The sequence below is a fragment of the Mucilaginibacter mali genome (genome assembly GCF_013283875.1).
GTDB classification, from domain to species: Bacteria; Bacteroidota; Bacteroidia; order Sphingobacteriales; family Sphingobacteriaceae; genus Mucilaginibacter; species Mucilaginibacter mali.
The window spans coordinates 1,801,270-1,813,883 of sequence record NZ_CP054139.1; the positions used below are offsets into that span (position 1 = coordinate 1,801,270).

Annotated in this window: 13 protein-coding genes; 7 read left to right on the forward strand and 6 right to left on the reverse strand. The window is 46.7% G+C overall.

The genetic code is table 11. The features are described from left to right. Positions 1–42: 42 nt before the first annotated feature. Complete coding sequence (locus HQ865_RS07630) at positions 43–1,458, forward strand: TlpA family protein disulfide reductase (protein WP_173414319.1); 1,416 nt, start codon at positions 43–45, stop codon at positions 1,456–1,458. Here HQ865_RS07630 and kdsB read toward each other — a convergent pair. The 3 genes from kdsB to trpS form a co-directional block, all read right to left on the reverse strand. After that, positions 1,455–2,183, reverse strand: coding sequence for a 3-deoxy-manno-octulosonate cytidylyltransferase (gene kdsB / locus HQ865_RS07635; protein WP_173414320.1), 729 nt, complete (start codon positions 2,181–2,183; stop codon positions 1,455–1,457). The two genes, HQ865_RS07630 and kdsB, sit on opposite strands and share 4 nt — an antisense overlap. Before the next feature lie 128 nt (positions 2,184–2,311). Beyond that, entirely contained in the window at positions 2,312–2,926 is a 615-nt protein-coding gene (locus HQ865_RS07640) for a deoxynucleoside kinase (protein ID WP_173414321.1), read from the reverse strand. A gap of 114 nt (positions 2,927–3,040) precedes the next feature. Continuing rightward, positions 3,041–4,036, reverse strand: coding sequence for a tryptophan--tRNA ligase (gene trpS, locus HQ865_RS07645; RefSeq protein ID WP_173414322.1), 996 nt, complete (start codon positions 4,034–4,036; stop codon positions 3,041–3,043). 40 nt (positions 4,037–4,076) lie between these two features. On the opposite strand from trpS, the gene HQ865_RS07650 reads away from it, so the two are divergent. From HQ865_RS07650 to HQ865_RS07670, 5 genes are all read left to right on the forward strand, one after another. Then, positions 4,077–4,925, forward strand: coding sequence for a lysophospholipid acyltransferase family protein (locus tag HQ865_RS07650; RefSeq protein ID WP_173414323.1), 849 nt, complete (start codon positions 4,077–4,079; stop codon positions 4,923–4,925). A 24-nt stretch (positions 4,926–4,949) separates the two neighbouring features. Further along, positions 4,950–5,684: a lysophospholipid acyltransferase family protein gene (locus HQ865_RS07655; RefSeq protein WP_173414324.1), complete on the forward strand. Its 735-nt coding sequence runs from the start codon at positions 4,950–4,952 to the stop codon at positions 5,682–5,684. A 452-nt stretch (positions 5,685–6,136) separates the two neighbouring features. Continuing rightward, on the forward strand, positions 6,137–7,396 hold the full coding sequence (locus HQ865_RS07660) for a hypothetical protein (protein WP_173414325.1): 1,260 nt from the start codon (positions 6,137–6,139) through the stop codon (positions 7,394–7,396). Positions 7,397–7,484: 88 nt separating this feature from the next. Then, on the forward strand, positions 7,485–7,772 hold the full coding sequence (gene gatC / locus HQ865_RS07665) for an Asp-tRNA(Asn)/Glu-tRNA(Gln) amidotransferase subunit GatC (protein ID WP_173414326.1): 288 nt from the start codon (positions 7,485–7,487) through the stop codon (positions 7,770–7,772). A 156-nt stretch (positions 7,773–7,928) separates the two neighbouring features. Next, positions 7,929–8,666, forward strand: coding sequence for an ABC transporter ATP-binding protein (locus HQ865_RS07670; protein WP_173414327.1), 738 nt, complete (start codon positions 7,929–7,931; stop codon positions 8,664–8,666). A gap of 283 nt (positions 8,667–8,949) precedes the next feature. On the opposite strand, the gene HQ865_RS07675 is transcribed toward HQ865_RS07670, so the two are convergent. From HQ865_RS07675 to HQ865_RS07685, 3 genes are all read right to left on the reverse strand, one after another. Beyond that, complete coding sequence (locus HQ865_RS07675) at positions 8,950–9,246, reverse strand: GIY-YIG nuclease family protein (protein WP_173414328.1); 297 nt, start codon at positions 9,244–9,246, stop codon at positions 8,950–8,952. 105 nt (positions 9,247–9,351) lie between these two features. Continuing rightward, the gene (locus HQ865_RS07680) at positions 9,352–9,687 is read right to left on the reverse strand and encodes a hypothetical protein (protein ID WP_173414329.1); all 336 of its coding nucleotides are present in this window, start codon (positions 9,685–9,687) and stop codon (positions 9,352–9,354) included. A gap of 1 nt (position 9,688) precedes the next feature. Next, positions 9,689–12,118 carry a penicillin acylase family protein gene (locus tag HQ865_RS07685; RefSeq protein ID WP_173414330.1) on the reverse strand — a complete coding sequence of 810 codons (2,430 nt, stop codon included), beginning with the start codon at positions 12,116–12,118 and terminating at the stop codon, positions 9,689–9,691. 134 nt (positions 12,119–12,252) lie between these two features. Here HQ865_RS07685 and HQ865_RS07690 point away from each other — a divergent pair, with 134 nt between their 5' ends. Beyond that, positions 12,253–12,585, forward strand: coding sequence for a hypothetical protein (locus tag HQ865_RS07690; protein ID WP_173414331.1), 333 nt, complete (start codon positions 12,253–12,255; stop codon positions 12,583–12,585). The last annotated feature ends 29 nt before the right edge of the window (positions 12,586–12,614 follow it).

A 12,614-nucleotide genomic window follows, 5' to 3' on the forward strand; every position in this document is an offset into this window, starting at 1 on the left:
AAGGCGAATATAAAACTAAATTTTTAGTTTTATATTCGCCTTATGAGAACGGCTTTTACCATATCAATCATATCGATATTATTAATTGCAGGCCTGAACACCTGTGCACAAGACAGGATGCCGGGCACAGCCCTTAGCCTTAAAGGAGAAACCGCTACAACCGTATTTAAAAATGCCACTAAAGATACCCTAAAGATAAGGGGCATGTTATTTAATTGGCTGCCCTATAATGAGAACAACTTTAGTTTGAACATAGCACCGGGAGCAAAGGATAGCGTTACGTTGCCATTCAATTATCCTGACCTGATCTACATAAACGATAACTTCAGGGTATTGAACGCGCCGGGCAAGCGGGTGATTTGTACCATACGAAGCATTAAACCTAAAGCTACGGATGCCGACTTTGACGGCGATCTGAAAATAGAGAACACTTATTATTTAAGCTACAGCAACTTTTTAGGTAACCCCGACCAGGAAAGCCGCGCCTTTTATACCATTGGCGAAAAGTTGACCGACTTTAATTTATTCCCCGCCATTGCCGATTCGATCACTAATGTACGACTGAGTTTTTTAGAGCGGTACAACCAGCTTTTAGCACCCTGGTTTAAAAAATATGAGTACGCACGCCTGGTACATAATGGTATGATGCGGAAAGATAATGTGCTGATCAGCAAGCGTTTTTATGGCGGCAAACCCATCCCGGTGAATGATCATTATTACGATTTTGAAAAGTCCCTTAACCTGGCCGATACCACGCAACTGCTATCGACAGAATATTTATGGGCAGCTGATAATGTGATCTACCACCAGGCACAGCGATCTAAAAAACCTATGCCCCAAGTGCTGTTATATGCAATGGATAGCCTTGCCGGCAATACGGTGCTGACCGATGTATTTAAGACCCGTAAGCTGGGCATGCTTTATACCAATAAACGTGAGGATTACAATACCAACCTGGCTTTAATGAAGTTTACCACAGCCGATACTAAAGCGATGGTCGATTCGATGATACAGGCCAGGCTCGGCTATCCTAAGCTTGGCAAAAAAGCACCCGAAATGGTGCTGAAAGATATCGATGGCAACACGGTTAGCCTTAGTTCGTTCGGAGGGCGACCTGTCATCGTTAACTTTTGGGCCGAGTGGTGCGGCCCTTGCAAAGCCGAGTTCCCTTTCGAAAATAAATTATACCAGCGGTATAAAGACAAAGGCCTGGTGGTCATCAACGTGTGTGTAGAGACCGATGCCGAACATTGGAAGATCATCACCAAAAGAGATAATTTACAGATGGTCAACCTGTTCGCCAATGCCGAGGTTTATAAAAAGATAAAGGCGGCCTATAATATCGGCGCTTTGCCGCGCAGCATACTGATCACTAAAGAGCATAAAGTAGCCGATAACTACTACCAGCGCGCCAGCAGGTTGACCGATAAGGATGTTGCAGCGCTGTTGAATAATTAATACTTCAGCTTTTCCAGATCAGCCGGTATATCTACCGCGTGGCTCTCCATTTCGGTTACGGCCACTTTTATGCGATAACCGTTCTCTACCCAGCGCAATTGCTCCAGGCTTTCGGCTTTTTCAAGCGATGATACTGGTAATTGGGTAATCTGCTGCAATACATCGCTTTTGTAGCCGTAAATACCAATGTGCTTATAATAGGTATTATGGTACAACCAATGCTGAGGTTCCTGCCCACGCACATGGGGGATGGGCGAGCGGGAGAAGTAGATCGCCTCGCTATTGGTATTGATGATCACCTTCGGCGTGGCAAAGTTGTACAACTCGTCGGTATGGTGGATCTGTTTGATGAGTGTAGCCAGTTGTGTGCCCGGTTCATTGAAGCAGCCAGCCACCTTGGTTATCTGTTCGGGGTCAATAAATGGTTCATCGCCCTGGATGTTGATCACTACATCGTACTCGGGATGCAGGCGGGCCACCTCAGCGCAACGGTCGGTACCGCTGGGGTGTTCGGATGAGGTTATCACCACCTTGCCGCCAAAAGCCTCAACATGCGTAAATATGCGGTCGTCATCGGTCGCAACAAAAACATCGGCCAGGGCGGTGCATTTTTTGGCCTGCTCGTAAACACGTTGTATCATGCTTTTGCCGCCAATATCAACCAATGGCTTACCCGGGAAACGGGTAGAGGCGTAACGCGCGGGGATGAGGCCGAGTATTTTCATGAACTTATTTATAAATTGTCATTGCGAGCGATAGCGCGGCAATCCCATAGGACACGCAACGCGGACCTGCCTATGGGGTTGCCGCGTCGCTACGCTTCTCGCAATGACAAGTTGGTTTATTTTGATGGTTAAAACAACCCGTTTATCTCCCGCTCAATCAAATTGATAATGGTACCCAGGTCTTCGGGGTTATTGGTGAAATCAAGGTTATCCTTATCCAGTACCAGTAGTTTGCCTAATTCGTAGCCTTTTATCCACTTGTCGTACTTCTCGTTCAGTTTAGACAGGTAATCAATACGGATGCCTATCTCGTACTCGCGGCCACGGCGCTGGATATTGCTTACCAGTGTCGGTACCGATGCTTTCAGGTAAATGAGCAGATCGGGCGGTTTGATGAACGAAGTGATATTGTCGAATATGGCGCGGTAGTTCTCGTAGTCGCGACTGGTCATCAGGCCCATATCGTGCAGGTTCTCGGCAAAAATGAACGCATCCTCGTATATGGTACGGTCCTGCAAAATGTTGCGGTTACTTTTCTGTATATCAACTATTTGGCGGAAACGGCTGTTAAGGAAATAGATCTGCAGGTTAAAGCTCCAGCGTTTCATATCGCTGTAAAAATCCTCCAGATAGGGGTTGTTGTCAACAGCCTCGTACAAAGGCTCCCATCCGTAATTTTTGGCCAGCAGTTCGGTTAAAGTGGTCTTTCCGGCGCCTATATTTCCTACGATAGCTATGTGCATATAGTTTATTGTCTGTGATCAGAATTTTCACAATTTACAGAATTCGCAGAATTATGGAAACGTTTTATACAAATTCTGAAAATCTTAGAATTCTGAAAATTCTGATCCCCGATATTAAAAATTCCTGAACCCGATGATCTCCCTAACATCCTTAATGGTTTGGGCAGCGCTTTCGCGGGCCTTCACGGCACCGTAGCGGGCTACCTGGCGCAGGTAAGGCGCGTCGGCAGCAATGTCGTTTATCTTTTCGCGGATAGGGGCGGTAGCAATGATCATATCCTCGGCCAGTTGTTTTTTCAGGTCGCCGTAACGGATCTGTACGTTGTTATACAGGTTATCAAAATGAGTATAAGTATCGGGGGTAGATACCACTTTCATCAGATCGAACAGGTTCTGTATCTCGGTCGGTTTTTCCTGGTTTTCGGTGGTCGGGCCACCATCGGTAACGGCGCGCATCACCTTTTTACGGATCACCTCCGGGCTATCCGACAGATATACGGCGTTAGCCTCACCCTCAGATTTTCCCATTTTACCCTTGCCGTCCAGTCCGGGGATTTTCACCAAACTCTCGCCAAAGCTAAAGGCATAAGGTTCGGGGAAGTAATCGTTATTGTACAGGCGGTTAAAGCGGTTGCCAAAGGTGCGGGCCATCTCCAGGTGTTGCTCCTGATCCTTACCTACAGGCACTTTGGTGGCCTTGTGGATCAAAATATCGGCTGCCATTAAAACCGGGTAGGTAAGCAGGCCGGCGTTCACGTTATCGGGGTTGGCGCGCACTTTATCTTTGAACGATGTGCTGCGTTCCAGTTCGCCCATGTAGGCGTTCATGTTCATGTACAGGTATAGCTCGGCTATTTCGGGTACATCGCTTTGGATATAGATGGTGGCTTTTTCAGGGTCGATACCAGCAGCCAGGTACTCTACCAATACCTGTTTCACGTTGCCGTGCAGGTTATCGGGGGTAGGGTGCGTGGTCAGCGAGTGCAGGTCGGCTATAAAGAAATAGCATTTATACTCGTGCTGCATTTTTACGAAGTTTTGAATAGCCCCGTAGTAATTGCCTAAATGTAATTTTCCGGTCGACCGGATACCACTAACAACAGTTTCCATAATGTGGCGAAAGTAAGGAATTTTTATATTTTTGGTAAAGATGAAATTGATATTAAAAAAGGTGCACGTGTACCTGTACGCCGCATCGGTGGCTTTACTGTACTTTATTTTATGGCCCTTTTTCTATTTCCTTTCGCGTAAACCAAGCCGTTATTACGCGCTGGATAAACTGCGGGCATTTTGGGGATTGGTTAGTTCGGCGATAGCGGGTTTTTTCTACCGGTTTGAGTATGAAGAAGCTATAGACTGGAGTCGCAACTATATCATTTGCCCTAACCACACCTCAAACCTTGATATCACTGCCATGTGCATACTGACAAAGAACGAGCATTGCTTTATGGGTAAAGAGGAATTGCTGGATAGCTTTGTTACCCGGCTGTTTTTTAAAACGGTGGATATCCCGGTAAACCGCGAAAGTAAAATGTCATCGTACCGGGCATTTAAAAAAGCAACCGAGCGGATAAAAGAGGGTATCAGCCTCATCATCTTTCCCGAGGGCGCTATCCCGCCGCATTACCCACCTAAACTGATCGAATTTAAGAACGGGCCGTTCCGGCTGGCCATAGAACAACAGGTGCCTATTATCCCGGTAAGCAGCATAAACGCCTGGAAGTTGCTTTGGGATAATGGTGTTAAATACGGCACGCATCCCGGCATCGTGCGATTTTATGTGCATAAGCCAATTGACACCGCTGGGATGACGGTTGATGATGCCGATGCTTTGCGGGATAGGGTTTATGAGATGATCCGGGCGAAAACGGAGGGGGAACCTCACCCTGCCCTCTCCAAAGGAGAGGGTTTTAAAACTTCTGAAGTCCTCTCCTCTGGAGAGGACTTAGGTGAGGCTTCTAAAACTAGTGAGGCTAATCCAAACTCTGCCACCGCGTAATTCCGTATATCTCCTAAAATCTCTATGATCAAACTACTCCGAAAGATACACCGCTATTTCCTTGTCTTCAGCATGGCGCTGTTTTTCTTCTTGCTTTGGCCGCCGCTTAAATATTTTTCGCTAAAGCCCGGCCGGTATCGCGGCATGATCTGGCTGCGCAAGTGGTGGGCGTTTTGCAGTTCGGCGCTGGCGGGGATATTTTACCGTTTTACTTATGAAGAAAAGATCGACTGGAGCCGCACCTATATCATTTGCCCGAACCATGCGTCTAACCTGGATATTTCGGCTATGAGTATAATGCTGGGGCATACCAACTGCTGCTTTATGGGCAAAGCTAATTTAAAGGATAACCTGATCACCGGCATCTACTTCCGCACGGTAGATCTGCCGGTTGATCGCGACAGCAAGATCTCATCGTACCGGGCGTTTAAGGCTGCTGCCGAAAAATTGCAGAATGGCATCAACATGATCCTTTTCCCCGAGGGGGGGACTGCAGATATTTATCCGCCTACGGTTACCGAATTTAAAAACGGGCCGTTCAGATTAGCTATAGAGTTGAAGATCCAGATAATTCCTGTAACTTCGCTAAATACATGGCAGGTACTTTGGGATGATGGCGCCATACACGGTAGCCGCCCGGGCATTTGCGATGTTTACGTGCATAAACCTATAGAAACAGCGCATTTATCGGTTGATGATGCCGATATGCTGAAAGACCGGGTCTTTGATATCATTAATAACAAAATGCAGCAGGGGTAAAAAACAGATCGTGCCGTTAAAATACATTAAATATTTCCTGCTACTGCTTATCCCTTTAATGCTTATTTTTAAGCTTTGGAGGCTTGATCGGATAAATTTTGATCCGGACGTTTTGAACGAACAGTTACAGCCGATAAAAAAATGCATTAAACCCGGTTCTGAAATAGGCGTTTACTCAAACGGGAATAATGCCGACCTGGTTGTTCAATTACAATATGCCTTAGCACCCATAATAATTACAAACCAACCAACTGCCGATACTTTATTGCATATTTTGCCTGAAGGGCAGCCATTAATAGTACCCCAAAACTATAAAGTGCTAAAGCAATGCCGGCATCACCAAATGGTCATATCGCTTATAATTAAAGCTAATTAATATGCTGTTGTCATTATTGGCCATTTTTAATGTTCTGTTACTGTGGTTCAATAGTTATGCTGTTGTGAAAAAAAGCATGGCGGCAAGCACAAAGCCCCTGCGCTTTATAACCTCGGGTTTATTGTTACTGCTGGTGCTTAGCTATTGTTATTACCTGATGCTGTTAGGTATGCAAAGTTTCCCCGTTTTGAAAGGATGCTTAACTGTAATTAACGCTTTAGGTATTTACCTGAACGGTAATGAATGGTTGCAGGCCATATCGTGGCAGCGTATTAAAGCAATTAACGCGACAGGCTTTATAGTAATAGCCGGCGTATTGTTATTAACCATATACTTTGTATTACACGCGCCCAAATATGGCAGTTGGGATGCTATCGCCATATGGAACATCCATGCAAAGTTCGCTTACTATCCACATGCGTTCAGTCAGGTATACAAAAATGCCGGGGCATACCCCCACCTCGATTACCCTTTAATGTTACCGGGAGCTATCGCTTTCCTTTGGCACACCTTCGGGCAAATATCGATCACTGTCCCCGTATTATTGTCGTATACTTTTTTTATAGCTGTGCCGCTTTTGGTTTATTACGCGCTAAAAGGCGCGGGATTGCCGGTAGCAGGTATGGTAACATTGGTGATATTTATTATCGATGGTAATTTTAAGGAAATAGCCATATCGCAATGTGCCGATACTATACTCTCGGCATTGATTTTAACGGTGTTTATATTATATCAAAACAAGGCCGCACGACAGCGTGAAAACCACACCTGGTTGTTGGGTTTTATTTGCGCATCCTGCGGTTGGGTAAAAAATGATGGTTTGCTATTTTGTCTGGTGTTCAGCGTGTTTTTTATATTGCTTAATTATAAAAATATAGCTGTAATATTAAGGTATGTCGCCGGGCTTGCTATCCCACTGCTCATCATAGGTTCATTTAAGATCTACTACGCCCCACCAAGCGACCTGATATCTGCCCAGAACAAACAATTCAGTTCGCTTTATTCGGTACTGACAGATGCTGACCGTTATCTCATCATTGCAAAATATTTCATCTCTACGGTCTTTACTAATTATGCTTATGCGTTAATAGTGATATTCGGGTTGCTGGTGTATAACCGGAGGGCTTTTTTAAAATTTCCTTTTGCTATTATCGGTGCAATGCTGGCAGCTTTTTTTGCTGTTTACCTGGTTAGTCCGTACGAACTTAAATGGCATTTGTATACTTCGCTTTACCGTGTGTACCAGCAATTATACCCGGCATTAATTTACCTGTTAATGTTGTCGTTTGGGAATAGGCCGACTGGCGCATCTAAGAGTAAAAGCTTAATTATTTAAGTGTCGCTTTAATTGCAAATTATAATTATACCTGTAACTTCGTTTCTGCGGACCGGCGTTAGCTTGCGTCCGGTAAATATTATACCACATGACCATAGATCAGGATACCGTTGATAAGATAGCCCACCTGGCCCGTTTAGAACTATCGGATGCTGAAAAGCAGGAAACTATACAAGATATGAACCGCATTTTAACCTTTATGGATAAACTGAATGAGGTGGATACATCGGCCGTAGAGCCATTGGTTTATATGAATACTGATGTGAATGTGCTACGTGAAGATGTAGTTAGGCAAGATATCACCCACGAAGAAGCCCTGCTAAATGCGCCGGAAAAAGACGAGAACTTTTTCCATGTAGCTAAAGTGATAGGGTAGATGTTAGTTCGGAAGACCGGAAGCCGGCAAGTCCGAAAGACGGATCTGCACTGTGATATCTTCCGGACTTGCGGCCTTTCCCAACTTTCGGACTTTTTTCCAAACGATTGTAACATTTAGTACCTTACCTTAGTCAAAGCAAACAAAAACCCATCAATGGAGCCATTAGCAGCAAAACCTTTAATTACCATAAAAGATATCGGGCGTAAATATGTGATCGGCACGGAGGTGATCCACGCGTTGAAATCGGTTTCCTTAACGATAAATAAAGGCGAATTTGTAGCGCTGATGGGGCCATCCGGTTCGGGCAAATCAACCCTGATGAATATTTTAGGCTGCCTGGATACGCCGACCAAAGGTCAGTACGTGCTGAATGGCATAGACGTAAGCCACATGACCGATAACCAGTTGGCCGAGGTGCGTAATGAAGAGATCGGCTTCGTATTCCAAACGTTTAACCTGCTACCCCGTAATACCGCTTTGGATAATGTGGCCCTGCCGCTCATTTATTCGGGAACCAATAAGGAAGACCGTAAAAAGCGTGCTGAAGCGGCCTTGAAAAATGTTGGTCTTGCCAATCGTATGGACCACAAGCCTAACGAACTTTCAGGCGGCCAGCGCCAGCGTGTGGCCGTAGCCCGCGCCCTGATCAATGATCCTTCTATCATCCTTGCCGACGAACCCACAGGTAACCTGGATACCAAAACATCTATAGAAATTATGGGCCTGCTGGAAGACATTCACGCCAAAGGCAACACCATTATATTAGTAACCCACGAAGAGGATATCGCCCAGCACGCCCACCGCATTGTCCGCATGCGCGACGGTTTGGTAGAGAATGATTACATGAACCCGGATGTGCATACGGTGAAAAGGGATACGGCAGAGTTGTAAACGATGTGCAAGATCAACCACCATGTCATCTCTCGACGAATATGGGCGGGGAAAGAGCGTGGGCGTGAGGGGAGATCTTATACGTGCGATAAGTAAGCAACCAAGCTAACACAACCTGTCATCTCGACGAGCCTGGGATGGGGCAAGAGCGCAAGCGCGAGGAGAGATCTTATACATGCGACAGGCAACCCACCAAGCTAACCAACTTGTCATTACGAACGAAGCTGGGGAGGGTAAAGCGCAGTTGTGAGGAGAAATCTTGTGCGTGCGATAAGCTTCGTATTTAAACCTCGTCGTTCAAAAACCGCCACTCAGGATTAAATGATTCTATCAATGCTATTTTCTTTTCCCTGCGCCACTTCTTAATCTCTTTTTCACGCGCAATGGCGTGTTCAATGTGATGGAAATGCTCGTAGTAAACTAAATTGTAGCAATAATACTTTCCTGCAAAACTGCTTTTGCTACCCCGATTCTCATGATGCTGTAATGGTCTTATCCTGATATCATTAGTTACGCCGACATATAATACTTTCTTTTCTGGATTAGTTGTGATGTAAACATAATAGTTGTAATTCCACATGCTGTTGTTTTTACCTATCGCGCGTATAAGATTTCTCTTTCGCCCCACTTCACTTCCCCGCCCTGGCTCTATCGAAATGACATCGACACTAAGTGATATGGGCTGCTACCTCCCCAACGCCCGCCTCACCAACACCCCCGACATTGCCGACATGCCACCCACCAAACCGCCGATCAGCGCGGTAAGGATCAGCAGTATCGACCAGCCCGGCAGATGGAATAGCACCGCTACGCGACTGGCCAGTACATGGTTATTAGGGATACTTTTAACTAAGGCCAGCACCACCCACACAATAAACACAGCGGCAAAGCCCGACAGAAACGCTTGCCCAGGCCTTTTACCAGCATAAAATGCCATTACAAAGGCAATAATGGCCGCCACCCACCATGGGGTAATGAAACCGGCTATTAATGAGAGGATAAGTATCAAGATGAATAACATATTATTTGCTGCTAAGGGTAATAGTTGATTGAATACGGGTTGACGACTCGGTTGGCGATTGCAGAAAAAGGAGGGGCTTCAACTCGCCGTTTTGCCAGGTCTTCAGCATATCATCATAATATAAGCTGCCCGGGTTGCCCGACTGCCCGCCGGGGAAGATGCCGTAGCCCTGCACCTTTGGCCCCATTTGCACCACCATGCGCCACGATGGGCCATGACCATTGATCAGCGCGTTAACGGTAGTACCGGTACCGTCGGCAATAAACTGGCCGGCGCCAAAGCCGTCAAGGTTGGCTAAGTGGTTTATGTGCGTGTTTTTGGCCCGGCCCCATTCCCAGGCCTTGCCCGGCTCACCGAATTTGCGCATAAGCGAATCCACCGTGCCAGTAAACGATTCGGTGACGATATCCCGGCAGGTTTCCACCGCTTTAGTTTTAATGTTATCAAACCATTTGGATTGTGGCTCTTTTAACAATAGCTTCACCGTGCGGTCTTGCGATGGCAGCATCATTTCGCCAGTATCCCCAAATTCATCAAACCAAACCGCGCCGTAAAACTTAACCCACCAGGTGTTAAATATGGTAGCGCCAATGGAGTTGGCATCGAAGTGCTTATCCCAGCGTTGTATCAGTTTCAGTACCTTTTGCTGATTGCCATTTAACCTGCCCATATCCACATTGCTTAGCAAAGCAGGCAGGGCGTCCTGCGCGCGGATGCTGTAGGTATCGTTCTGCAGGTCGCGCATGCTGTCTACCGTAGCCTTTTGCATGGCGGCCAGGCGGTCGTTTATACGCTTGCCGCGTTCGTATGGGCCAAAGCTCCAGTTAATATAATAAGGATAGCTTGGGTCGGTTGATGATTGGTTGGCCGAACTCAGGAAGCCGCGCGCCGGGTTTTTGGCCGATGGGTTTTGGTCGGTAGGGATCCAGCCCTGCCAGTCGTTGGCCGGGTCGCTGCCATCCAGGATAAATTTGCCCTGATCTTTAAATTTTAGCGGTAGCTTACCGTTAACGGTGATGGCGATATCCTTATCCGCGGAAGCAAAAATGAAGTTTTGAGCCGGCGCGGTATAGTGGCTCAGCGCCTCGCGGTAATCGGCATAGTTTTTAGCCCTGTTAAGCAGGTAGAAGGTCAGGATATCCTCCGACCGGTCGTGCGCTATCCATCGCGCGGCGGCGCTCACCGGCACATCAGCCCGCGATGCAGGTCTTTTGGCGGCACTTTCATAAACCACCGGGCCGTGATGCGTATAATAAACGGTATCCACCAAATCCTGTTGTCCGCGTATTTTAATTACCTCAACACGCTTATTGGTGTTTTTCCATTGGTTGTTGTACCAGTATTGGGCGTGGCTGCCGTCCTTAAATTTAATGGTATAATAATCCAGCACATCGGCGGCCACATTGGTTTCGCCCCAACTAATGCGGTTATTGTAGCCTATAATTACGCAGGGTGTGCCAGGTATGGTAACCCCGTAGGTATTGATGCCAGGTGCCGAAAGCTGCGCCTGGTACCAGATGGATGGGAAGGTAAGGTTAAGGTGCGGGTCGTTAGCCAAAATAGGATAGCCGCTGGCCGTTTTGCTGCCGGCTATAGCCCAGTTATTACTGCCAATGCCCTCCACCCGTTCCTGGTGTTTTAGGGGTTCGGTTATGCTGTTAATAAAATCGGCCGATGCCTTGGGAAGGGGCAGGGCTTTAAAATCCCACTTGGTACCGGCGGGGATGATCGGTTCCTCGCGCATGGGGTAATCAGGGAACAGATCGTTGGTGATGGCCGGGCCAAACTTCTTCAGCACGTTGGTCATGCCGGGGGCGTCGGTGCCGCCGGCTAAGGTTTCCGACATCAGTTTTAACAACAAGGCGCAGTTGATGGGCTTCCAATCCTCTGGTTCATAATCCAGTAATTTAAATTCGATGGGGTAGTCCCGTTTCCAAAGGCCGTGGATATAAGTGTTGATCCCCTCGGTATAAGCATTCACCATGGTGGCTATCCGCGGGTCTTTCATCATTTCGTTCAGCGAGTTTTCGGCCCCGTACACCATACCCATGCGGCGGTGAAAGCGATCTACTTCCAATGCCTTTGGCCCCACAATTTCCGAGAGCCGTCCCGACGCGCTGCGGGTTTGGATATCCATTTGCCAAAGGCGGTCGCTGGCGGTTACGTAGCCTTGCGCGAAGTACAGGTCGTGGTCGTTTTCAGCAAAAATGTGCGGCACCATATTTTCATCGTACCGGATGATGACCTTACCTTGCAGGCCTTTCATCTTTAGTTCTTTTTCCTTTATAACATGCTTGCTTTCCGAATTTTGCCAGAAGCCGGTGGCCGGGTTCAGGAAAACGGCAATAGCCGGAATATCGCCAAACTTGGTTTCCAGTGCCCAGATTAAAATCAGCGTAAAAATTACAGAGAGTAAAGCCTTGACCTTCATTGTTAAGGGTAGTTTGATAAAGCAAGATATATAATGCCTGTGCAATTTTAAAATTATATCAGCGCTGTTACAAGCGATATGATGATAATTTAAAATCAATGCCTAAATTTATAGTTCTGTTTACCGGCACGTGTATGAAAAGCTTGCTTATTGTTTTACTGGCCATACTATTTATGGGATGCAAGCATCACCCCGTAAATAACGCGGCTGTGAAAATGATACAGGTGGTGGTATACCGTAACGAGGTCGATTCGGTAACCTTTAACTATACCGACAGCAAAAAGATAAAGCGCATTGTGAACGCCATTAATCACAGCAAGCGCCAAAAGCTGCACTTTGATATGGACTGTTCGCTGCATTTAGTGTATCCCGACAGCACGGTGACGGTATTAGCCAACGGCACATCCATCAGTTGCAACGGTGTTACCTACCAAATGACCGACAGCATGAACGAGCTGATCAATTAGGCCCTGCCTTTATCTTCTCTGCTATTTTT